Source organism: Streptomyces sp. NPDC046977 (genome assembly GCF_040644455.1).
Taxonomy (GTDB): Bacteria; Actinomycetota; Actinomycetes; order Streptomycetales; family Streptomycetaceae; genus Actinacidiphila.
This window is the reverse complement of record NZ_JBEYWO010000004.1, coordinates 112,955-134,868: the sequence shown is the minus strand read 5'-3', so window position 1 is coordinate 134,868 and position 21,914 is coordinate 112,955. Positions and strand designations below refer to the sequence as shown.

Below are 21,914 nucleotides of genomic sequence, written 5' to 3'. Positions count from 1 at the left end.
GTGGAGCCGTGAGGCACGGATCACTGGATGCGGCCGGGCGAGGAGTTCACCGTAGTCACTGAGCAGGACCCCGAGGAGTCGCCATTTAACGTGGTTGTGCATGCGCAGGGCATAACTGTGTGGGTGAACTCTGCCAACGCCTCGGAGGTCGTCGACAAAGACGGTGCCTCAGTACCGTGTGGACATCAGCGTCCGGCTGACGCATGGTCTTGACAAACTTCCACTCTCATCATGTGCGGAGCCAGATGACGAGGGCTGCTGCGGTGGCGGTGTCGAGGTAGACGTAGCCGCGCTTGTCATAGCGGGTGGCCACGGCCCGGTGCTGCTTGAGCCGGTTGATGGCGCGTTCGATGGTGTTGCGCTTCTTGTACCGCTCTTCGTCGAAGCCGGGTGGCCGTCCGCCGCGTGAGCCTTTACGCAGGCGGGCGGCCTGGGTGTCAGCCTTCTCCGGGATGGTGTGGCGGATGCCCCGGCGTCGCAGGTATTTGCGGATGATTCCGTTGCTGTAGGCCTTGTCCGCGGCGAGGCTGTCGGCTTCTTGCGGGGCCTGCCCGGGCCAAGCTGAGGAATACGGATCTTGTCCAGCACCTGCTTGAACTGGGTGCAGTCCGCCCGCTGTCCCGGTGTGACGATCAGGGACAGCGGGCGGCATCGGCCGTCGGCGCTCAGGTGGCTTTTGCTGGTGAACCCGCCCCGCGAGCGGCCCAGGCCTTCGCTTCCTGCACCACCTCCACCAGGCGGGCATACAGGCTCCGCCACGCGGTCTCGTCCTGGTGTTCTGCCTGCTCGGCCCCCTTTGACGCGGGCGCCGGCGGAGGATCGGTGCGGGCCCCAGCCGCGTGCTGATGCGCGCGGACGATGGTGGAGTCCACCGAGATGTCCCAGTCGATCTCCCCAGCGGCGTCGGCCGCGGCCTGGACCTGCTGCAGCAGACGCTCCCACGTCCCGTCCGCCGACCACAGCCGGTGCCGTTCATAGACCGTTTTCCACGGCCCGAACCGTTCCGGCAGGTCACGCCACTGCACACCGGTCCGCACCCGGTGCAAAATCCCGTCGATCACCTGCCGGTGATCACGCCAACGGCCACAACGCCGGTTACTGACCGGCAGAAACGGCCGCAGCCGTTCCCACTCGGTATCACTCAAGTCACCCCGCCCCATGTCCACATCAACGAACCGTAGTCCGAGTAGTCACATGATCGGCAGGACAAGTCCTAGAGCTACGGCTCAGAAGGTGTGGCGCGCCAGACGTCCTAGCTCCCTGGGCCGTCTGTGGGCCGTGCGAGGGTGACCACGGCCCACAGACAACGACAGACAACGCCCTACAACAACCAGGCCGGCTTGGTGCAGCCACGAGGCGATCGTCCCAGGTCAGATCCAGGAGTCGAGCCACATGCGGGCGTGCCAGGAGGAGTAGGGGATCGTCTGCCCGGTGTAGATCGGGAAGAAGTAGATGAAGTTCCACACAATGAGCAGGACCAGGGTGCCCGTGGCGACCGTTCCCCATACCCGGCGCCGGTCGTCCGAGCCCGGTGGGCCCACGAGCGTGCCCAGCGTCATCGCGATGCTAAGGCACAGGTACGGGACGAAGGCGACGGCGTAGAACGTGAAGATCGTGCGGTCCTGGTAGTTGAACCAGGGCAGGTAGCCCGCCGCCACCGCGCAGAGGACGGCGCCGGACCGCCAGTCGCGGCGCAGGGCCCAGCGGTAGAGGAGGTAGGCCAGCGCGAAGCAGCCCGCCCACCACAGCGCGGGGGTGCCGAGGGCGAGGATCGCCCGGGAGCAGCCCTCGGCGGCGCCGCAGCCGTCCTGGCCGAGTTTCGGGGACTGGTAGTAGAACGAGGTGGGGCGGCCGAGGACGAGCCAGCTCCAGGGGTTGGACTGGTACGGGTGCGGGGTGTGCAGGCCCACGTTGAACTGGTAGACCGCGTGCTCGTAGTGCCACAGGCTGCGCAGTGGGGCCGGGATCCACGACCAGGTGCCGCCGCGGCCGTCCGCCCAGTGGCGTCCGTAGCCGCCGTCGGTGGCGAACCAGCCCGTCCAGGTCAGCAGGTAGGTCACGACGGCGACGGGCAGCAGCGAGAGCACGGAGGGGACGAAGTCCCTGCGCAGTACGGCGACATAGGGGCGGCGGGCACCGGCCAGGCGTCGGGCGCCGACGTCCCAGAGCAGCGTCAGGATCATGAAGAAGGCCAGGTAGTACAGGCCGTTCCACTTGACGGCGGAGGCGAGGCCGAGGAAGACGCCCGCCGCGATCCGCCAGGGGCGTGCGCCCGTGCCGGTGCGGGCCGCGGCCGTGGCGTCGGGGCCGGCGAAGCCGTCGGCGCCCACCGGCAGGGCGGCAGCCAGCCGGGCCCGCGCGTGGTCGCGGTCGATCAGCAGCGAGCCGAAGGCCGCGAGGACGAAGAGCATGACGAACACGTCGAGCAGCGCGACGCGGCTCATCACGAAGTGCAGGCCGTCGACCGCGAGGAGGCCGCCCGCCAGGCAGCCCAGGGCCGTGGAGCGGAACAGGCGCCGGCCTATTCGGCACAGCATCAGGACCGACAGCGTGCCGGCAAGGGCCGCCATGAAGCGCCAGCCGAAGGGGTCCAGGCCGAAGCCCCATTCGCCGAGGGCGATCATCCACTTGCCCATCGGCGGGTGCGCGACGAACGTCCCGGGGTCGGTGAGCGGCAGGTCGGCGGAGTGGCCGAGGATCGCCGGGTCGGCGATCTTGCGGTCGGGCCAGGTGCCCTCGTAGCCGAGGCGGAGCATCGACCAGGAGTCCTTGGCGTAGAACGTCTCGTCGAAGATCACGTCGTGCGGCCGGCCGAGGTCCCAGAACCGGAGCACACCGGCGAACACGGCGACGAGCAGCGGCCCGAGCCAGCCGGCCCGTGACGCGCCGAACGGCGGCACGAGCCGCTCCCGGATGTCCGTCCAGGGGCGCGCCTCGTAGCCGAACGGCCGCAGTCCCCGCAGCCAGGAGCCGGGCCACCCGCCTGCGGGACGACCCTCGCCGGCGGGGGTCTGTGTCGCTGTGTGCGTCGTCACTCGGCCATCGTAGGGATCAGGCAGGGCAGGTACGCCGCCGCCCCCGGGCAACCGGGGGCGGGGAGGGTCACCAGACCTGGGCGAAACAGCCGATCATCGTCGCCACGGCGACGAGACCCACGAGCACGGCGGCGAAGGTACGGGGCAGGGTCATGGTGACTCCTTCGATGGCGGGGGTTGCGGGCCGCGGTCGGCGGCCCGGTGTCGGGTGTCCGGTGTCCGGTGCGTCGATCACGGAGGACCACGGACGGGCGGCTCACGACCCACCCTCATAACCGGTTGGGCTGGTGACGATGCTGCGTCACGCCCCACTTCCCTGTCAAGCGATCGATGCGGGAGGATGAGGGGGCGGCGTACGGTACTTGCCCGGGGAAGCGTCACCTGTCAGAATGGTGACATGGTACACGCCTTCCCGTGCGGGACCCCGGCACTCGATTTCGTCGGCACACTGCGGGCCCGCCGCAACCCGGAACCCCGCGAGATGCTCACGTCGCCGGAGAGCCTCGACGCCTGGTTCCGGGAGTCCGGGATGGTGCACGCCGACACCAAGTGCGACCAGGACGACCTGGACACCGCGATGGGCCTGCGCGAGGCCGTGTACTCCCTCGTCCGCGCGGGACTGCTGGGCCAGGACCGCGACGCCGCCGCGGTCGCCCTCGTCAACGACACGGCGCGGACGCCCTCCGCGGTCCCGCAGCTCACGGCCGAGGGACGGCGCGTCGAGGCGACCCCCCGGCAGGCCCTCTCCTCCCTGGCCCGCCAGGTCATCGACATCCTCAGCGGTCCGGAGGGGTCCCTGCTCAAGGAGTGCGGCCGCCCCGAGTGCACGCAGGTCTACATCGACCGCTCGCGCGGTTCGCGCCGCGAGTGGTGCGCCATGGAGACCTGCGGCAACAGGGTGAAGGCCGCCGCCTACCGCGCCCGCAAGAAGGCCTCCGGCGACCCGGTCCCGGCCGGCGGCGACCGCTAGGACGAGACAGCCTGGGTCAGTTGCACACCTAGGCCGACAGCAGCCCGCTGATGCAGGCGTCCCAGTCGATGCAGCCCGACTCGGTGCCGAGGGGGACGAGAGCGATGGCGGCCGCCAGGAACGCGGCCAGCACCCCCGTCCCCACCCGCAGCACCGCCGTGCCCGACTCCCCGCCCAGGCCGATCAGGGTGTCCCCGTCGGCTCCCGGGCGGACGTGGACGTCACCGGCCCCCGAGGGTCCGCGCAGTCCCGCGAGCAGCAGGTCGCGGGAGACCACCCACACCGCGTCCCCCGTGCCGGACACCCGGCCGAAGCGCATGTGCACCGCGTAGGGCTCGTCGGGGCCGTACCGGCACTCGACGGACAACTGGAGCATCGGCCCGGGGCCGGCCCTCAGGCGCATGGGCAGCCGCTCGACGATCGATTCCGTTGCTTCCATGCGGGTGCCCTGTCTCCTGTGCGTCTCCCGGGCCGGCACGTGCCGGCCCCACCACGACGATGGAGTGCGTCTGCCCCCGCCCCCCGTGCGGCGCGATGGAGGAACGGCGGGGATCGTGGGGAGGAACGGCGTGTGCCCCCCGGCCGTGGGGGTAGGCGCACCCGCCCCGGAAGGGACGGGACCCGGCGGAGGCGGAGGAGGCGGTCATGACCGACGACCCGATGGCGGACGACGTGTACCAGCCCACCGGCGGCAACGAGGAGCAGGAGGACGCGGCACCCCTCGACATGGAGGACGCGCTCGACGAGCGCGACTACGACGACATCCTGGACGAGGGCTACTCCCCGCCCGAGCGGCCGCTCGGTCTGGACAAGGTGGGGGTCACCGCTGCCGAACAGCGCGCCGGGGAGAGCCTCGACGAGCGCCTTGCCGAGGAGGTCCCCGACGACACGGTCTACCCCGGGGACGACATCGGCGACCTGGCCGGCGGGGACGGCGAACCGGTCGACCGGCAGGCCGGGGCGGAGCGGGCCGGACGTCTCGTGGCACGGAATGCGGGCGCGGACGGTGACGACCTCCTCGCCGAGGACGTCGGCGTCGACGGTGGCGCGGCGGGCGCCGAGGAGGCGGCCGTGCACATCGTCCCGGAGGACACGCCCTGGGAGTGAGGAAAGAGGCGCCGGCTCAGGGGGTCGTGCCGTCGCCGGGCATGTCGGCACGGCCGCCGGGGCCCAGCAGGCCGGTCGCCGTGAACGGCGCCCGCTCGGCCAGCCGCGGCAGTTCCCGGCGCGAGAACCGTACGACGAAGGACGGCAGCAGCGCGCGCACCGGCTGCGCCGCCCGCAGCCACGGCGGGGCGTAGACCGCCGGGACGCGGCGTTCCACGGCGTCGGTCAGGCGGGCGGCCACCGACTCGACCGGGTACACCTTCCGCGCCGGCGGCGGCATGTGGGCCCGCAGTTCGCGCAGCACCGCGTACTCGTCCGCGTCGCGGATCATGTCGGTGTCGGTCCAGTTCAGGTAGGCGATGCCGACCGCCACTCCCTCGTGGGCGACCTCGGAGCGCAGCGACTGCGCGAAGGACTCCACGCCCGCTTTGGAGGCGCAGTACGCGCTCATCATGGGCGCGGCGCCGATGGAGGCGAGCGAGGCGACCTGGAGGAGGTAGCCCCGGGTGCGCAGCAGGGACGGCAGGAAGACCCGGGCCGTGGTCGCGCTGCCGATGAGGTTGACCTCGATGACCCGGCGCCAGACGGCGGGGTCGGACTCCACGAACGGGCCGCCCTCGGCGATGCCGGCGTTGGCGACCACCACGGCCGGGTCCCCCATGCGGGCGGCCACCTCACCGGCGACCTGTCGCATGGTGGCGTCGTCGGTGATGTCGGCCTCCCAGCACAGGGCCTGGGTGGGCAGTGAGCCGGCGACGGCCGCAAGGGTCTCCTTCTCGCGGCCGAGCAGGGCGACGCGGGCTCCGCGCCGGGCCAGTTCTCTCGCCATGCCTGCCCCGATACCGCGCGCGGCCCCCGTCACCACGGCCACGCGGTCCCGCAGGACGGACTGCTTCACCGGTACTCCCCCGTCCTCGCCGTCCCCGCCGGGCGCGCCGCCCGCCGGGGTCGCTCGCGCCGTACGGCCCGGGTGGGCGTCGTCGGCCGGTCCCCACCCACGATCCGCCCCCGGGCCGCGCTCCGCATCACGGGCCGCCGCGGCCCCGTGCCGCGGCGAAAGCGGGGTAGACGGGAGATGCGGGCCCCAGAAGACCGTAGAAGGGAGAAGCGCGGTGGCCGACACATCGATGAAAGCCGTGGGCTGGGCGCGGTCCTTCCCGGTGTCCGGCGGGGTGCGGGCGGGCCGGCGCTGGACCCGCGAGCACCTGGACAGCCTGGAGTGGACCAAGGACGCCCCGGGAACGGTGGACGACATCCTGCTCACGGTGTCGGAACTGATCACCAACGCCCATGTGCACGCCCGCAGCGACGCCGAACTCGTGCTGACCTGGGACAGCCGGTGCCTGCACGTGAGCGTCCACGACTCGGGCGGCGAGCTGCCCGCCCGGCGTCAGGCCGGGACAACGGCTACCGGCGGCCGCGGGCTCGCCCTGGTGGAGGCGGTGGCCGACCACTGGCACACCCACACCCGGCCGGACGGCAAGACGGTGACGGCCTGCTTCACCCCGCCCGCCCGGCCGGAGGGTCCTCGCTCCTGAGGCCGTCCTCCGGCCCACCGGTCCAGCGGTGCACGACCGCGTCCAGATAGTCCACCGCGCGGGCGCCGAGGGCGGCGACATCCGCCGGGGACCCGACGAACGCGATGCGGTCGAACTCCGGCTCCAGGCCCCGCGCGGTCTCCGAGGCCACCAGCTCCGCGAAGCGCTCCCGCAGCAGGGCCTCCGGGCGAGACGGGGCGAGGAAGAGGACGCCCACCGTGCCGTTGGCGGCGTGAGTGACGAGCCAGAGCGCCAGGTCGCCGGGCGGGACGAGGGTGCCGGTCTCCTCGGCCAGTTCGCGGGCCGCGTGCCGGCGCAGGGCATCCAGGTCCAGCGTCCCGTGGTCCTCGGGGGGTTCGGCTGATCCGCCGGGCAGTTGGACCCGGCTGAGCGTCGCGGTCCAGGGCGCCATCCGGCCGACGAGCAGGCGCCCGTCCTCGTCGGGTTGCAGTACGGCGACGAACAACGAGGGGAGCCAGCCGGTCGCCCCCGGGAAGCGGCGCAGGACGTGCCGCCGGTACGTCGTCCTCGCCCAGGACAGGACCAGGGAGTCCGGCGCGTCGCGCGCGAGCCCGACGCAGGCCGCCACCGGCCCGTCGAAAAGGGCCGGCGCCGCCGCCACGGCCGCGTCCCAGGCCCGGTCCATGGCCGACCGCACGCCCTCCGGCAGCTCCGGCGTACCGACCTCGACCAGGCGGATCCGGCGGGCCTCCCGGAGTGCCACCCCGCGGGCGGGCGGCGGCACCGGCCCTGTCACGTGCCGGTCGCGGGCGCCCGGACGGGGACCGGACCCGCAAAGCCGGTGAACGTCATGACGCTCTGGTAGCGGCTGTCGTCGGGGTAGACGAGGTCCTCCTCGAAGCGGGTGACGCGTCCTTGGGCGTCCACCCAGGCCGTGCAGGTGACGCCCTTCGTCCCGGGGACGTCCTCGCGGGGCACGAGCGTCGCGTAGGTGCGCGGGTCGACGCCCTCGAGGGCCGCGGTGGGGATCCAGCCGGAGAGCCGGTACAGCGGGGGGCCGCCGGCGTCCGCGCGGAGCCGCTGACGGGCGTTGGCGGGCTGGCGGGCGAGCAGTTGGGCGACGGCGTGGACCTGCATGATCTGATTGCCGGGCGGCGCCTTGGCGAGCGGGTCGTGCCACCAGCCGCGTACGGTCCGGCCGTTGCCGTCGACCTCCCGGACCCAGGCGCCGGTGGGCAGCAGCACCTCCTGGGCCTCCTTGTACCGGTCGGGTTCCACGGAGGACACGGTGAACTCGCCGGTCGTCCGGGCGCCGAGGTTGACGGTCCCCTCGATCCGCTGCACCGGCGAGGAGTCCGCGCCGGGCGGTCGTTCCGTGTGGAAACGGGCCGAATAGGGGTGGACGGCGCGCTCGGCCAGCACCTTTCCCACGGCGGAGTCCGGCAGCGGTGCGACGGTGCGGAGCGGGTCCGGGGCCGCCGCGCCGGACGGCCCGCCGCAGCCCGCCAGGACGAGGAGCGCGGCCAGGGCCGCGGGGCCGGTGAGGCGCAGGGCCGACGGTGTCATGGGCGCAGTATGACGGGCCCGGCTGTGCGCCAGGTGAGCCGCCGGCAACGGTTCCGGACCCGGCCGCATGCTGCGGCAGACGGCCCGGACCGCGTTCCGCCGGACGCTGCGCCCCCTTCCTTGCGGGATCCGGCCTTCCGGCGCACAAGCGGGCTGCCACGGGCCCGTGGGGCAGGTGGCCCAAGCCGCGCTGCACCGGGCAGTCCCGCCCCCGTCCGCCCTCCGGCGCGCAAGCGGGCCGGCGCGCCGGGTCAGGCCGCATTCCGCCGGACGCTCCCGCCCCCGTCGCCACGGCGGCGCGGGACGCCAGAGCGCGAGCGGCTGCCACGAACCCCTGCGGCAGACAGCCCAGACCGCGTTCCGCCCGGCGGTCCCACCCCCCAGCGGAAACCCGCCCCGGCGCGCACGCGAGCCGCGACAAACCGGCGCGGCAGACAGCCCGGACCGTCCGCCCGCCACCGTGCAAGCGGCTCCCACGGGCCCGTGCGGCAAACGGCTCAGGCCGGGTTCCGACGAGCGGGCCCGTCCTCCTCGTCGGCGCGGCGGCGCGGGACGTCGGCGCGGGCCGCGGTCACCTGGACGGCGGGGGCGCGCCGTTCCCGGGGGACCGTCGTCGGCGCGCCCAACTTCCGTTCGGCGGAGCGGGCGTCGGCGCAGCGGCGGCGCACCGCCACCAGGGCGACGTCGTCGTCGAGGTGCCCGCCGGCGTAGCCGGTGACGTCGTCCAGCAGGCGCTCGATGACGTTGTCGGGGGCGCCGCTCTTGGACAGCGAGGCGAACCGGTCCAGGGCGGGGTAGAAGACGCCCGCGCGGTCACGGGCCTCCAGCAGCCCGTCGGTGTGGAGGAGCAGGAGGTCGCCGACCTCGAACACGAAGGTGTCGACGCGGTAGTCCTGGCCGGTGTTCACGACACCCAGCGGGGGCGCGGGGTGGGTCAGGTCGAGGAGGTCCACGTCGTGGCCGCGCGCGAACATCGGCTGCGGGTGGCCGCAGCTGATGACCCGGACCACGGGGAGGTTGTCGGGGATCTCCAGCACGAGCGCGGTCACGAAGCGCTCGCCGGCATGCGCGTCCCGTTCTCCGGCCTGCCCGAAATGGCGGGCGACGCTCGCCTCCAGCGCGATGGCGACCCCTTTGAGGAACATGTCGCGGTGCGCGGCCTCGCGGAAGGCGCCCAGGACCGCGGCGGCGTCGTCGACCGCCGCGAGGCCCTTGCCGCGTACGTCGGCGATCAGCAGGCGCACGGCCCCGTCGACCCGCTCCGCTGCGTACAGGTCGCCGCCGATGCGCGCGTGGGCGGCGGCCGAGCGGTAGGCGGTCGCCATGTCCACGCATCCCACACGGCACGGCAGTGGCCTCAGCAGGGCGCGTTGCGCGGTCTCCGCGACCGAGCGGACGGCTCTGAGGGTCCTGCGGTCGCTGTCCCGCGCGCGCCAGAAGACCAGCACGAGACCGCAGACCACCAGCAGGTCCAGCACGTGGATCGGCAGGATGAGGGAGTGGCCGAGGCCGTCGTGGACGTCCACCGCGACGGCGCCCGCGCAGGCCAGCACGGTCATATGGATGGTCGCGAGCGCGCTGTACAGGGTGGCGGTGAGGGCGGGCACCGCCACCAGCAGCGAGGACAGGTGGACGCTCATGGGGACGAGCAGGCCCAGGAGGACGATGACGAGCAGCGCGGCCGCGGCGGCGACGAGGGGCAGCCACCGTCGCAGACCGGGATCCAGCGCCCGGAACGCCGGTCGCCTGGGTGCGACGGGCCGGGCGCGGCCTGTCGCGAGTCGTGCCTGACCCGAACTCCTCATGGGGACCTCCGACCGCGCGGTGAGGGCGGTTCCTTTGGTCAGCACGGCGGAATGTCGGAAATATTTCCTTTGAAGATATTTGCCGGTGCAAGTCCCCTCGGATGCCCGGCACGGCGTCCTCCGCCCGGCCCAGTCCGGCGGGCCGCGTACGGCGTCGCTGTCTAGCCTCGCGGTGTGATCGCGCCCTGGGACCGCAGACGTTTCCTGGAGGGAGTGTCGGCGGTGGGGGCGGCGGCCGTCGCCGGGGGCTGCTCGGCCTCCGGTGCGCCGCCGCACGACCGCGCGGCCGGCGGTCTGGACGTCCGCGCCGAGAACGCGCGACCCGGCGACCGGGACTGGGGACTGCGGTCCCGCGGCGGCGACCGGGCGATCGAGGGCTTCGCCGACCGGGTGAGCGTGCTGCCCGGCGAGGAGTTCCGGCTTCTGGTGTCGACCACGGACCGTACGTACCGCGCGGAGGCGTTCCGCATGGGCTGGTACGGGGGCGCGCAGGCCCGCCGGGTCTGGGCGTCGGGCGACCTGCCCGGGCGGCGGGAGGAGGTGCCGGGACCGCAGGGGGCCACCCGTACGGTGTCGGCGGCCCGGTGGGGCCCGGGGGTCGCCGTCCGCACCCGCGGCTGGCCCGAGGGGGCCTACCTGGTGCGGCTCACCGCGGGGGAATCGGGGGCGCAGCGCTACGTCCCGCTCACCGTGCGGTCGCGGGCGGCGGCGGGGCGGGTGGTGCTGGTCAACGCGGTGCCGACCTGGCAGGCGTACAACACCTGGGGCGGGCGGAGCCTGTACCACGGCCCCGGCGGCGCGGCGGACTACGCGGGCCGCTCCCTGGCCGTCAGCTGCGACCGTCCCTACGACCGCGACGGGGCGCCGCTGTTCCTGACCTACGAGCAGCCCGCCGTCGCGCTGGCCGAGAGCCTGGGGCTGCCGCTCGCGTACGCGACCGGCATGGACGTGGACCGCGAGCCGGAACTCCTGGCCGGGGCGCGCGCCGTGGTCTCGCTCGGCCACGACGAGTACTGGACGCCCGCCATGCGCGGCCGGGTGACGGCGGCCCGCGACAGCGGGACCAACGTGGCGTTCCTCGGCGCGAACGCCTGCTTCCGGCGCATCCGCCTGGAACCGACCGCCCTCGGCGAGCGGCGGCTCGTCGTCTGCTACAAGAGCGACTGGCCGCGCGACCCCCTGAATGGCAAGGACGACGCCGCCGTCACGACGGACTGGCGCGAGCCGCCGCACCCCCGGCCGGAGAACGCGCTCACCGGCACGCTCTACGAGTCCAACGGCACCAGCGCCGCGTACGCCGTCGCCGAGCCGGGCCACTGGCTGCTGGAGGGGACCGGAGCCACGAGCGCCACCCGCTTCGCGAACCTCGTCGGCACGGAGTACGACCGCGTCACCGGCGCGCCGCCGACGCCCCGGCCGATCGAGATCATCGCCCACTCACCGCTGGTCTGCCGGGGCGTGCGCAGCTTCCACGACACCGCGTACTACACGGTCGCGGGCGGAGCGGGCGTGTTCAACGCCGGCACCATGCGCTGGGTCGGCTCGCTGAAGGGCGACGGCGGCCACGGCACGTCCCGGGCGGCGACGCGCTTCACCCGGCGCGTCACCACGAACCTGCTGCGCGTCTTCGCCGAGGGCCCGGCCGGGCGCCGGCACCCCGCCCAAGACAACCTCGACCGCTTCCGTCCGTACGCGGGCGACGCCGTGGCGGAGCGGCACGACCTGTGGTGAGCGCGGTCCTGCCGGGGCTCTCAGGCGTCCTGGCGTGACGTGGCGGTCGCCGCCAGGCCGGATTCGAGATCGTCCAGTGCCCGGCGCAGGGCGTCGATCCGCTCCCGCAGCGCGTGCTCGTCCGACGGCGGGTCGGGCGGACCGGCGGCGGCCGTCGCCGCCTCGCGCTCCAGCTCGCGTGCCTCCTCCAGCGAGTTGATCACCACGCCGACCAGAAGGTTGACCAGGACGAAGGAGCCGAGGAGCACGAAGGAGCCGAAGTACAGGATCGACCAGCGGGACACCTCCAGCCCGGCGCGCACCGCGTCGCCCAGGCCGTCGAGGGTGATGAGCAGGAAGAGCGTGAGCACGGCCCGCCCGATGGAGCCGTAGTGCCCGGGGTCGGCGGCGGCGAAGAACACCCAGCCGACCATGGCGTACACGTACAGCAGAAGGGCACCGACCAGGAGGAAACTGGCGGTGCCCGGAAGGCTCTTCCCGACGGCCACGATGATGATCCGCAACTGCGGCAGGAACCGGGCGGCCCGGAACACCCGTGCCAGCCGCAGCAGGCGCAGCACGGTGGCGTTGTCCCGCGCGACGGGCAGGAACGCGAGTGCCACCACGGCCAGGTCGAACAGGTTCCACGGGTCGCGCAGGAACTCCCGGGGGCGGTCGGCGTGCGCGGCGGCCCGTAACAGGATCTCCGCGGTGAAGACCGCGAGGAAGCCGTGCTCCAGGCCCTTCAGGGGTCCGTGCCAGCGGTCGGCGAGTCCGTCGTAGGTCTCCACGCCGAGGACGGCGGCGTTGGCCAGGATGACCGCGAAGACCGCGACGCCGAACCAGTCGGCGTCGACGACGCGGCGGCAGCGCGCGGCGACCGCGTGGGCCGGCGGAGGGGGACCGGGGGTGTGGTCGGCCATGTGCTGGTACTCGTTCCTCCGTGCCACTGCCCGTACGCCAACTGAGCAGGATCTTAGCCTGCGTTGGCGTGCGGGGAGGGAGGTACGCGGACACCGCGCCCGGCTGCCGGTACCGTACCGACTGGACGGTACCCGGACCGGCGGCCCGCGGTCGGTGGTCCACCGTCCGACCGACCCGACCGACCCCAGCGAGGAGCCCGGCATGCCGCGTGCGAAAGCCAACGGGATGGAGATCGAGTACGACACCTTCGGCAGCTCCGGGCGTCCCGCCCTGCTGCTCGTCATGGGTCTCGGCGCACAGCTGACCACATGGCGGCCGGAGTTCTGCACCGCCTTGGCGGACCAGGGCTTCTTCGTGGTCCGCTTCGACAACCGCGACAGCGGCCTGTCGACCGGCCTCGACGGGCACACTTTCCCCGACATCGGCACGATCCTGCGCGGCGACACCTCAGGCGTGCCCTATCTGCTGGCCGACATGGCGCAGGACACCGCCGACCTGCTGGGCGCCCTCGGCATCCCGGCCGCGCACGTGGTCGGGGCGTCGATGGGCGGCATGATCGCCCAGCAGCTGGTGATCGACCATCCGGAGCGCGTGCTGTCGCTGTGCTCGATCATGTCGACCACGGGCGCCCGGTCCGTGGGCCGCGCCTCGGAGCGGGCCCGCGCCGTCATGCCCGGTCCGGAGGCCGCGGCCCTGGACCGCGAGGGCGTGATCGCCGCCGGCGTCCGGCGCTACGAGGTGATCGGCTCGCCCGGTTTCCCCGTCGCGCGGGACGTGCTCCGTGAACGCGTCACCGCGGCCCACGACCGCGCGCACCGCCCGGAGGGCTACGCCCGCCAGTACGCCGCCCTCCTCGCCTCGCCCGACCGTACGGCCGCGCTGCGCTCGGTCGCCGTCCCCACCCTGGTCGTCCACGGCGAGGACGACTGCCTGGTCGACCGCAGCGGGGGCGAGGCGACGGCCGCCGCGATCCCCGGCAGCGAACTCCTCCTCGTCCCCGGCATGGGCCACGACCTGCCGGAGGCGGTCTGGCCGACGATCGTCGCCGCGATCGCGCGCAACGCCTCCCGGGCGGTGTGACGGCGCGGCCGCCGGGGGCTGCGGCAAGGGGGTCCGGCAGTACCCCTCTGCCGCCCGGGCGGAGGGGGCGGCGCGGCGTAGCGTGGGGACATGGACGACCGAGCGGAGCACCGAGGGGGCGAACTCGGCGAGTTCCTGCGCTCCCGCCGGGCGAGGATCTCCCCCGAACAGGCCGGTCTGACGCCGGCCCCGACGTCGCGCCGGGTGCCGGGACTGCGCCGCGAGGAGGTCGCCGGGCTGGCGGGGGTCAGCGTCGACTACTACGTACGGCTGGAGCGGGGCCGCGCCGTCAACGTCTCCGAGAGCGTGCTCGACGCCATCGCCCGCGCGCTGCACCTGACCGGCGACGAGCGCGGCCACCTGTTCCGCGTCGCCAAGCCGGTGCGGAGCCGTCCGCGTCCGGTGCCGGCGCAGCGGGTCCGCCCGGGGCTGTACCGGATCCTCGACACGCTGACGGAGGTCCCCGCCCTCGTCGTGGGGCGCCGCACCGATGTCCTGGCCACCAACCGGCTGGCCCGGGCCCTCTACACCGACTTCGACGCGCTGCCGCAGCGCGAGCGCAACATGGCGCGGTTCATCTTCCTCCACGACGAGGCGCGGACGCTGTACGAGGACTGGGAGGGCGTCGCCCGCACCACGGTCGCCGCCCTCCACCTCTACGCGGGCGAGCACCCCCACGACGCCCGCCTCACCGAACTCGTCGGCGAACTCTCCCTGCGGGACCGGGACTTCCGCACCTGGTGGGCGGCGCACGACGTGGAGCGCCGCACCTTCGGCAGGAAGCTGTTCCACCACCCGGTGGTGGGCGATCTGACCCTGGACTACGAGGCGCTGGCGGTGACCGGGGACGCCGACCAGGTCCTCGGCATCTACACCGCCGAGCCCGGTTCCGACTCCGCGCAGGCCCTCGCCCTCCTCGCCTCCTGGAGCGGCGAAGCCGCCCCGCGGCCCCGCCTCACGGGTTCCTGAGCGCGCCGGGGCCCGGGGCGCGCCCCCGTCTCGTAGGGTCGGCACCGACAGCGACGGCCGGGAAGGCCGGGGTCCGGGACCGGCGAGGGGGACGATGCCGCAGCACCGCGACGACGAGAGCGCCGACGAGGTGGCCGCCCGCTACGGGCTGGAGCCGCTGCCGTTCGAGGGCGGCCGGTTCCGCCGCACGTGGGCCGGGCCGCCCGACGGAACAGGGCGCCCGGCGGGCTCCGCGATCCTTTTCCTGCTCAGCGCCGACGAGGACGGCTCCTCCACGCCGCACCGCCTGCCCTCCGACGAGGTGTGGCACTTCTACCGGGGCGACCCGGCCGAACTCCTGCTGCTCGAACCGGACGGCCGCTCGCACATCGTGCTGCTCGGCGACGACGCCGGCCGGCGCGTGCAGGCGACGGTGCCGGCCGGTACGTGGATGGCCGCACGGGTGGCGCCCGGCGGGCGCTGGTCGCTGTGCGGGACGACGATGGCGCCCGGTTTCGTCCCCGCGGACTTCGAGGGCGGCGACCCCGAGGCGCTGGCCGCCCGCTACCCGGCGCACGCGGAGCTGATCCGCACTTTCGGGCCTCCCGGGCGCGCGGCGTCCGACGGCACGCACGGGGAGCGGTCATGACGGGCGGCCCCGGCTTCGGCCTCACCGGACAGGTTGCCCTCGTCACGGGGGCCGGCGGCGGCATCGGAACGGGCGTCGCGCGCGGCCTCGCGGACGCGGGGGCGGCGGTCGTCCTGCACGCCCGCCACCGGACGGACGCCGTCGAGGCGCTCGCCGCCGAGATCGCCGCCGCGGGCGGCCGGGCCCACACCGCGAGCGCGGACCTGACCCGGCCGGACGCGTCCCGCGGGCTCGTCGGGGCCGCGGCCCGCTGGGGCGGACGGCTGGACGCGGTCGTCCACTGCGCGGGGGTCCAGCCCGTGCGGGAGCTCGCCGGGATGGACGACGCGGCCTGGCGCGAGGTGGTCGACGTGAACCTCCACGCCGCGTTCGGGGTGGTGCAGGCCGCCGCCGCGCACATGTCAGGGCGGGGCGGCGGTTCGATCACCGCCATCGCGTCGGTCGAGGGCAGCCGTCCCGCCCACGGGCACGCCCACTACAGCGCCGCCAAGGCCGCGCTGATCATGTTCGCCCGGGCCGCGGCGGGCGAGTACGGCCCCTCGGGCATCCGCGTCAACACCGTCTCCCCCGGCCTGGTCGACCGCCCGGGCCTGGCCGGCGACTGGCCCGACGGGGTGCGCCGCTGGACCGCGGCCGCGCCCCTGGGCCGCCTCGGCACCCCGGCGGACATCGGCGCGGCCTGCGTCTTCCTCGCCTCCCCCGCCGCCTCCTGGATCACCGGCCATGACCTCGTGGTCGACGGCGGGGTCGGTACGCGCCCCGCCTGGTGAACCCTGGGCCGGTCCCGTACGGCGCCCTCACGCCGTGGCGGCGGGCACCGGTTTCGTGGGCGGCGCGGGGGTGGATGCCGAGGACTGCTCGTCGCGGTAGAAGATGTCGATGTCGACCTCCTCGCCGCCGACGATCAGCGTGTCCCACGGCCCGCTGTCGAGGAGGGTGCGCAGGGTCTCGCTCCTGAGCGTCTCCAGGTGCGCGCGCAGCGTCTCGTCGTCGGGCATGCCCGGGATGCGCGGCGCGAGGCGGTCCCGGATCGCGCGAAGCTGCTCCATGAGGCCGTCGACGCAGGCCTCGCGGTCCGGTCCGCCCTCCAGGGCGGCGGACTCGGCGATGCTCTGGGCGATGACCTCCTTGATGGCACGGCTGACGCCGTCCTCGTCCGTGGTGATCATCGCGTTCCAGGCACGGCTCTTGTGCCGGTACTGGAGCATCGACATGGCCGCCTCGTGCCGGACGAAGTCGGCGTCGCGCAGCGGCCGGCCGCGCCACGTCCCGCTGAGCGTCCGGGCGAGCGAAATGGCCGAGCCGAGGCCGCTGTTGAGGCCGCGTCCGGGCCAGAAGTGGATGGCGTTCGCGGCGTCGCCGAGCAGGAAGCCGTACGTGCCCGGGGTGGAGGAGGTGGCCGGGTGCAGGCGGGCGGTGAAGCGGGGGCGCTGCACCATGTCCAGCCGGAAGGCGGTGACCGCGCTCAGGTCGTCCTCGGCGACACCGAAGAGCGCCAGTCCCTCCTTGACCCGCTTCCACAGCGCCGAGCCCCTGATGAGCGCGGGCAGGAAGAGGGTGCTGTGGGTGGAGCAGTGGAAGTCGCCGTCCTCGTCGCGTCCCATCACGCAGGGGCGGGAGGCGATGCACTCCTCGAAGACCTGCCGGACGGGGTCGATGCCGACGACCTCCTTGGCCTCGGCGTCGGTGAGGCGCATGTTGAGGAAGCCCTCGCCGCGCAGCGCGTTGAGCAGGAAACGGTTCTGCGCCACGGTCAGCAGCACCGTCATCGGGTCGGACAGGGCGGACTTGACGCGCAGTCCGAGGACGACGTCCTGGAGGTGCTCGCCGGCAAGGGAATAGATCGACTTGTCGGCGGTGCCGAACTTCTCGGTGAAGTACTCGCGGGTCCGGGAGCGGCCGCCCTCGCAGATCGCCAGCACGTGGTCCCCCGCGACCGAGGCGTGGTGCTCGACCGCGTCGAACCGGGCGGGCACCAGGCGGATGCGCTCCGGCTTCTCGTTGGCAAGGGCGAGCAGGGTGTCCTCGATGTAGGCGATGCGTATGTTGCGGGGGCTGAAGCCGCGGATGGAGTCGGGGCCGGCCGGCCACATCTCGGTGTAGGTGCCCTCCGTGAACAGCCGGGCCTGGACCTCCTCGGGCAGGTTGAGGTACTGGCGGCTCTGCACCGTCACGACCTGCTGCCGCCGGACGTTGCCCTGCCCCTCGCTCTTCCACACCACCCGGTCGCCGTCCTGCGTCCAGCGGCCGTCGTACACGGTGACGGAGACCCGGCGGCCCATCAGGTGCTCCAGCAGCAGGGCGAACGACAGGCCCACCGGGCCGCCGCCCGCCACCGTCACGTTCAGCACCGGGCCGGGCTTTTCCGGCTCGGCCGGCGCCATCAGCGACTGGAGGAGGGAGAGGTCGAGGATCGTCTCCATCGGGTCGGCGGCCTCGAAGCAGAACGTCTCCTCGCCGATGGCGATGATGTCGCCGGGCTGGAGCACGTGCGAGGTCACGCGTTCCCCGTTGACCCGCGTCCCGTTGCTGCTGCCGCGGTCGTACAGCACGAACCCGTGGTTCTCGCGACGCACCTCCGCGTGGAACCGCGAGGCGCTCACACTGGCGATCACCACCGTGTTCCCGGACTTGCGGCCGAAGGTGAGGGGCTTCTCGCCGATGCCGAACCTCTCGCCGGCCAGAGAGCCTTGACGCCCAACAATCTCAGGAGGCATAGGTCACTCATTTCCACGTCACAGTACCGATGAGACCAACGCGAACACCGGCCGCCGAACCGCTGCGCACCGCGTCGCGCCACACGCCGACCACCCCCCGTGCACGGGGCCCGCAGGCACCCGGAACCGCACTGATCATCCCGCACCGCGGAAGTCCTGCCCACCTCCGCGGCGCCGCCACCCGTCAGTTCTGGGCGTCAGTTTCCTCCGAAGTGGCGCCAAATCGACTTATCGAAGCTCCAGTTGTCCGAAAGTCGACAAGCGCGCTGCCCGGAACCCGTCGTCGCGCCACGGCCATGTGCCCTGTGGTAAGCGCGGCATGGATGCGCCGGAGGACGGCCGGGCTCCGGGAGCGTCCGGTGGGGCGTCGTCACACCGGAAGTTGGGGGAAGGACCGCACCGGCAACCGGGGGGGGTGGGTAGCCGCCGGTGCGGTCCTGCGGCACGTCTGCCCCCGTTCCGTCCTTCCACTCCGGACACTCCGGACACTCCCGAAGACGCCCGCCCTCAGCGCGCGACGGCCGCGTCCAGGAGGGGGGCGAGCTCGGCGGCGACAGTGGTGAGAGCGCGTACGTCCTGTTCCGCACGGGCGATCACCAGCGCCCCCTCGATGGCGCTGATCATCAACGTGGCCAGCGGTTCGGCCCGTTCCGACGGCACGCCCATGTCGCGCAGCGCCGCGGCGACCGGCCCGGTCCAGGTCGCGAAGGCGTCGGCTGCGGCCGCGCGCACGGAGTCGGCGGAGGCGGCGCAGTCCACCGTGGCGGCGGCGACGGGACATCCCGCGTCGAATCCGGACGCACGGTACTCGTCGGTCCACTGGGCGACCATGGCGGCGAACAGGCCCCCGGGCGTCGGCTCGGGCAGACCGGCGAGGAACCGGGCCACCCGGTTCCCCGCGTACCGGCCCGCCCACGCGACGGCCTCACCGACGACCTGGTCCTTGCCGCCCGGGAAGTAGTGCTGCAGGGACCCGCGGGGCGCCCGGGCGTGGGCCGCGACATCGCGCAGGCCCGTCGCCGTCACACCGCCCCGCCGGATGAGCTGCGCCGCACTGAAGACCATGCGCTCGCGGGGCCCGCGTACGGATTCCGCCATGACCGACCTCCCGGCTTCGTTCGTGACAGGCCCCGCAGCCCGGCGCCGCGGGGCGGCGCGCGTACGGGGTGGCGGCGCGCGCCGCGCCCCCTATTATGACAGCTGTCATAGCGGCGGGATGGACCGGTCGGAACGGCGGTGCGTGATGGACGTGGGATTCATCGGCCTGGGGATCATGGGACAGCCCATGGCCCTGAATCTGGCGGGCTCCGGAGTACCGCTGACCGTCTGGAACCGCACCGCGGAACGCTGCGAGCCGCTGCGCGCGGCCGGCGCCCACGTGGCCGCGGGGCCCGACGAGGTCTTCGCCCGGTGCCGGGTCGTCGTCCTCATGCTGGCCGACGGCCCGGCGACCGACGCCGTGCTGGACCGCGGCGGGCCCGCCTTCGCGTCCCGGGTCGGCGGTCGTGTCGTCGTCGCCATGGGGACCACCTCGCCCGAGTGGTCGCGCGCCCTGGAGGCCGACGTCCGCGCCGCCGGCGGCACTTATGTGGAGGCGCCGGTCTCCGGCTCCCGCAAACCCGCCGAGGCCGGGCAGTTGGTGGGGATGCTCGCCGGGGCGCCCGCCGCCGTCGAGGAGGTACGGCCGCTGCTCGCCCCCCTGTGCCGGGAGACCTTCGTGTGCGGGCCGGTCCCGGGGGCGCTGCTGATGAAGCTGTCGGTCAACCTGTTCCTCATCACCCAGGTCACGGGCCTCACCGAGGCCTTCCACTTCGCGGAGCGGCAGGGCCTGGACACCGGGCAGTTCCTGGACGTCCTCGACGCCGGGCCGATGGCCAGCGGCGTGTCCCGGATGAAGGCGCCGAAACTGAGGGAGCGGGACTTCGCGGCCCAGGCGGCGGCCTCCGACGTGCTCCACAACAACCGCCTCATCGCCGAGGCCGCACGCAGGGCGGAACTCGCCTCGCCCCTGCTGGACGTGTGCCACGCCCTCTTCGAGGAGACCGTCGAACAGGGCGACGGGCAGGAGGACATGGTGGCCGTGCTCCGCGCGATCGAGGCCCGCACCACCGCCGCAGTGGAGGAAACGGGTGCGCGGCGGTGACCGGCACCGGCACCACCGCGAGCGCGACCGCGACCGCCCGGCGGATGTGGCGGCTGCTCGAAGCCGTCCACTCCGTCACCTACTTCACCTCCGAGGCACGGGCCGCCTCGGAGGAAGCGGGCCTGCGCGGCTTCTGGCGCGGCTACTTCGCCTGCCGCGCGGCACCCCTCGGCGCCGTCGGCCCGGCGCCGGTCACCGCCGCCTTCTTCTCCTTCGCCCCGGGGATGGTGGCCCGCGCCCTGCCCGGCGTGTGGCAACTCGCCTCGCCGGAGGCGGCGCTGGCGGTACGCGAGCGCGGCGCCGGCGCGGCGCTGCGCCGGCTGCTCGCCGGGCACGAGGCCGCCGCCGAGGAGGCGGCGGCGCTGCTGCGGCCGGTCAGCGGCGGACTCGACATCGCCGGCCGCGTCCTGGCCGCCGCCAACGCGGCACTGCCGTCGCCGTCCGACCCGCTCCACGAGCTCTGGCACCACGCGACGCTGCTGCGTGAACACCGCGGCGACGGCCATGTCGCCGCCCTCGTGGCGGCGGACCTCGACGGCTGCGAGGCCCTGGTCCTACGTTCGGGCATCGACCTGCCCCGCGGCGAACTGCAGCCGCACCGCGGCTGGACCGACGACGAGTGGGCCGCGGCCCGGGCCCGCCTCACCGCCCGCGGTCTGCTCGGCACCGACGGCTCCGCCACCGACGACGGGCGCGCCGCCCGCCGTTCCCTCGAAGCCGCCACCGACCTGGCCGCCGCCCGCCCCTGGTCCGCGCTCCCCGCTGACGCCCTCGACCGGCTCCTGGCCGTCCTCTCCCCCGCGGCCCACGCCTGTGCCGCGGCGCTCCCCTACCCCAACGCCACGGGCGCCCCCGCGCCTTGAGGGTGGGGCCGACGCGCAGCCGGGCCGGCGGCGTCCTTTCGCCCAGGACACCCCGGGACGAGATCAGATCGCAGCGGTCGAGGTCCTCGCCCTCGACGCTGCCGCGGCCGTCCCCATCGGCCGCACCGTCCTGGTCCGGTGCCGGGCAGGTACAACCGCTCGGGACTGGTCGTGGTGCGGACACCCGTCGAACTCGGCCATGAGGCCGCCCCCGCGTGAACGCTCTTGTAGGTTCTTCCGGACTCGCGCGGGTGGGTCACCGGCGGAGGCGAAAGGGAGTGACCGTGGCTGACGAGCGGCTTGATGCCGAGTGGCTTCGCGGCTGGTGTGAGCAGGCGGACGCTGCGCTCGCAGAGCTGATGCGGTCGTTCGAGGCACGACATGGCTTCGCGCCGGGCACAAACGTTGTCACGCTCGCTACGGAGGCAAGCCATCAGGCCACCGACGCGCTCGTGGAGCTGACACCGATTCCCTCCGACCTGACCACGATGTACTGGGTGATCGACGAAGTCTCCTTGCCTGACGTGGGGAACGGCTACTTCGTCCATTCCGCCTCGCTGGTCGCGGACCACTTCCGCGCGTACGGGGCCGTCCAGATCGACGGGGAAGAGCCTGCCGTGGTCTTCGCCAGCGACGGCGGCGGCCATCTGTTCGCGCTGGCCGGCTCCGGGCGGGTCTGGATGTCCACCACCGCCTCGTGGTTCGATCAGTTCGACCTTGCCGCGGCCAGTCTTGAGGAGTGCTTCGAGAGGCTCTCTCGGCGGATCGCCGGTCAGCTCTGACCGCCGGCCGAAGGGCAAGCCGGCTCACAGCCGGGTGAGGATCCGCACGCGGAGGAGCCTGAACCGGCTCGGCCGTACACGGGCCTCTTGATCGCGGCGGCGTCCTGACGTCGCCG

21 protein-coding genes and 1 pseudogene are annotated in these 21,914 nt (G+C 73.7%); 11 read left to right on the top strand and 11 right to left on the bottom strand.

Features of this window, described 5'->3' with window-relative positions:
* Nucleotides 1–229 precede the first annotated feature (229 nt).
* The 3 genes and pseudogenes from ABZ883_RS08025 to ABZ883_RS08015 all read right to left on the bottom strand — a co-directional run bounded on the left by ABZ883_RS08025 (nucleotide 230) and on the right by ABZ883_RS08015 (nucleotide 3,270).
* A pseudogene (locus ABZ883_RS08025) lies at nucleotides 230–1,160 on the bottom strand (IS5 family transposase).
* A gap of 210 nt (nucleotides 1,161–1,370) precedes the next feature.
* Nucleotides 1,371–2,915 (bottom strand): phospholipid carrier-dependent glycosyltransferase, encoded by a 1,545-nt coding sequence (locus tag ABZ883_RS08020; RefSeq protein WP_360904041.1) that lies wholly within the window; start codon nucleotides 2,913–2,915, stop codon nucleotides 1,371–1,373.
* A gap of 187 nt (nucleotides 2,916–3,102) precedes the next feature.
* Complete coding sequence (locus tag ABZ883_RS08015; RefSeq protein ID WP_360903356.1) at nucleotides 3,103–3,270, bottom strand: hypothetical protein; 168 nt, start codon at nucleotides 3,268–3,270, stop codon at nucleotides 3,103–3,105.
* Between the two features lie 162 nt (nucleotides 3,271–3,432).
* On the opposite strand from ABZ883_RS08015, the gene ABZ883_RS08010 reads away from it, so the two are divergent.
* On the top strand, nucleotides 3,433–4,005 hold the full coding sequence (locus ABZ883_RS08010) for a CGNR zinc finger domain-containing protein (RefSeq protein ID WP_360903353.1): 573 nt from the start codon (nucleotides 3,433–3,435) through the stop codon (nucleotides 4,003–4,005).
* Between the two features lie 28 nt (nucleotides 4,006–4,033).
* On the opposite strand, the gene ABZ883_RS08005 is transcribed toward ABZ883_RS08010, so the two are convergent.
* Nucleotides 4,034–4,444 carry an SsgA family sporulation/cell division regulator gene (locus tag ABZ883_RS08005; RefSeq protein WP_360903350.1) on the bottom strand — a complete coding sequence of 137 codons (411 nt, stop codon included), beginning with the start codon at nucleotides 4,442–4,444 and terminating at the stop codon, nucleotides 4,034–4,036.
* A gap of 206 nt (nucleotides 4,445–4,650) precedes the next feature.
* Here ABZ883_RS08005 and ABZ883_RS08000 point away from each other — a divergent pair, with 206 nt between their 5' ends.
* Nucleotides 4,651–5,112 carry a DUF5709 domain-containing protein gene (locus tag ABZ883_RS08000; RefSeq protein ID WP_360903347.1) on the top strand — a complete coding sequence of 154 codons (462 nt, stop codon included), beginning with the start codon at nucleotides 4,651–4,653 and terminating at the stop codon, nucleotides 5,110–5,112.
* Between the two features lie 16 nt (nucleotides 5,113–5,128).
* On the opposite strand, the gene ABZ883_RS07995 is transcribed toward ABZ883_RS08000, so the two are convergent.
* Nucleotides 5,129–6,010, bottom strand: coding sequence for an SDR family oxidoreductase (locus ABZ883_RS07995; protein WP_360903344.1), 882 nt, complete (start codon nucleotides 6,008–6,010; stop codon nucleotides 5,129–5,131).
* 214 nt (nucleotides 6,011–6,224) lie between these two features.
* Here ABZ883_RS07995 and ABZ883_RS07990 point away from each other — a divergent pair, with 214 nt between their 5' ends.
* On the top strand, nucleotides 6,225–6,650 hold the full coding sequence (locus ABZ883_RS07990) for an ATP-binding protein (RefSeq protein WP_360903341.1): 426 nt from the start codon (nucleotides 6,225–6,227) through the stop codon (nucleotides 6,648–6,650).
* On the opposite strand, the gene ABZ883_RS07985 is transcribed toward ABZ883_RS07990, so the two are convergent.
* From ABZ883_RS07985 to ABZ883_RS07975, 3 genes are all read right to left on the bottom strand, one after another.
* Nucleotides 6,613–7,374, bottom strand: coding sequence for an NUDIX hydrolase (locus ABZ883_RS07985; protein WP_360903338.1), 762 nt, complete (start codon nucleotides 7,372–7,374; stop codon nucleotides 6,613–6,615). The two genes, ABZ883_RS07990 and ABZ883_RS07985, sit on opposite strands and share 38 nt — an antisense overlap.
* A 29-nt stretch (nucleotides 7,375–7,403) precedes the next feature.
* Nucleotides 7,404–8,177 carry a hypothetical protein gene (locus ABZ883_RS07980; protein ID WP_360903335.1) on the bottom strand — a complete coding sequence of 258 codons (774 nt, stop codon included), beginning with the start codon at nucleotides 8,175–8,177 and terminating at the stop codon, nucleotides 7,404–7,406.
* A gap of 497 nt (nucleotides 8,178–8,674) precedes the next feature.
* Entirely contained in the window at nucleotides 8,675–9,982 is a 1,308-nt protein-coding gene (locus ABZ883_RS07975) for a PP2C family protein-serine/threonine phosphatase (protein ID WP_360903332.1), read from the bottom strand.
* A 174-nt stretch (nucleotides 9,983–10,156) separates the two neighbouring features.
* Here ABZ883_RS07975 and ABZ883_RS07970 point away from each other — a divergent pair, with 174 nt between their 5' ends.
* Entirely contained in the window at nucleotides 10,157–11,713 is a 1,557-nt protein-coding gene (locus ABZ883_RS07970; protein ID WP_360903329.1) for a N,N-dimethylformamidase beta subunit family domain-containing protein, read from the top strand.
* A gap of 20 nt (nucleotides 11,714–11,733) precedes the next feature.
* Here the strand turns inward: ABZ883_RS07970 and ABZ883_RS07965 are convergent, their stop codons facing one another.
* The gene (locus tag ABZ883_RS07965) at nucleotides 11,734–12,615 is read right to left on the bottom strand and encodes an ion transporter (RefSeq protein WP_360904038.1); all 882 of its coding nucleotides are present in this window, start codon (nucleotides 12,613–12,615) and stop codon (nucleotides 11,734–11,736) included.
* Between the two features lie 202 nt (nucleotides 12,616–12,817).
* On the opposite strand from ABZ883_RS07965, the gene ABZ883_RS07960 reads away from it, so the two are divergent.
* The 4 genes from ABZ883_RS07960 to ABZ883_RS07945 all read left to right on the top strand — a co-directional run bounded on the left by ABZ883_RS07960 (nucleotide 12,818) and on the right by ABZ883_RS07945 (nucleotide 16,063).
* Nucleotides 12,818–13,696, top strand: coding sequence for an alpha/beta fold hydrolase (locus tag ABZ883_RS07960; RefSeq protein ID WP_360903326.1), 879 nt, complete (start codon nucleotides 12,818–12,820; stop codon nucleotides 13,694–13,696).
* A 90-nt stretch (nucleotides 13,697–13,786) separates the two neighbouring features.
* Nucleotides 13,787–14,665, top strand: a complete 879-nt coding sequence (locus ABZ883_RS07955; RefSeq protein WP_360903324.1) for a helix-turn-helix transcriptional regulator — start codon at nucleotides 13,787–13,789, stop codon at nucleotides 14,663–14,665.
* A gap of 94 nt (nucleotides 14,666–14,759) precedes the next feature.
* Nucleotides 14,760–15,293 (top strand): cupin domain-containing protein, encoded by a 534-nt coding sequence (locus tag ABZ883_RS07950; RefSeq protein WP_360903321.1) that lies wholly within the window; start codon nucleotides 14,760–14,762, stop codon nucleotides 15,291–15,293.
* Nucleotides 15,290–16,063: an SDR family oxidoreductase gene (locus ABZ883_RS07945; protein WP_360903317.1), complete on the top strand. Its 774-nt coding sequence runs from the start codon at nucleotides 15,290–15,292 to the stop codon at nucleotides 16,061–16,063. Before ABZ883_RS07950 ends, ABZ883_RS07945 begins: the two co-directional genes overlap by 4 nt.
* Before the next feature lie 27 nt (nucleotides 16,064–16,090).
* Here ABZ883_RS07945 and ABZ883_RS07940 read toward each other — a convergent pair whose 3' ends face one another.
* Together ABZ883_RS07940 and ABZ883_RS07935 are read right to left on the bottom strand one after the other, a co-directional pair.
* Nucleotides 16,091–18,010, bottom strand: coding sequence for an FHA domain-containing protein (locus tag ABZ883_RS07940; protein ID WP_360903314.1), 1,920 nt, complete (start codon nucleotides 18,008–18,010; stop codon nucleotides 16,091–16,093).
* A gap of 507 nt (nucleotides 18,011–18,517) precedes the next feature.
* The gene (locus ABZ883_RS07935; RefSeq protein ID WP_360903311.1) at nucleotides 18,518–19,108 is read right to left on the bottom strand and encodes a TetR/AcrR family transcriptional regulator; all 591 of its coding nucleotides are present in this window, start codon (nucleotides 19,106–19,108) and stop codon (nucleotides 18,518–18,520) included.
* Nucleotides 19,109–19,253: 145 nt separating this feature from the next.
* On the opposite strand from ABZ883_RS07935, the gene ABZ883_RS07930 reads away from it, so the two are divergent.
* From ABZ883_RS07930 to ABZ883_RS07920, 3 genes are all read left to right on the top strand, one after another.
* The gene (locus ABZ883_RS07930) at nucleotides 19,254–20,153 is read left to right on the top strand and encodes an NAD(P)-dependent oxidoreductase (RefSeq protein WP_360903308.1); all 900 of its coding nucleotides are present in this window, start codon (nucleotides 19,254–19,256) and stop codon (nucleotides 20,151–20,153) included.
* Entirely contained in the window at nucleotides 20,150–21,016 is an 867-nt protein-coding gene (locus ABZ883_RS07925; protein ID WP_360903305.1) for a hypothetical protein, read from the top strand. Before ABZ883_RS07930 ends, ABZ883_RS07925 begins: the two co-directional genes overlap by 4 nt.
* Nucleotides 21,017–21,300: 284 nt before the next feature.
* The gene (locus ABZ883_RS07920; RefSeq protein ID WP_360903302.1) at nucleotides 21,301–21,798 is read left to right on the top strand and encodes a hypothetical protein; all 498 of its coding nucleotides are present in this window, start codon (nucleotides 21,301–21,303) and stop codon (nucleotides 21,796–21,798) included.
* Nucleotides 21,799–21,914: the final 116 nt, after the last annotated feature.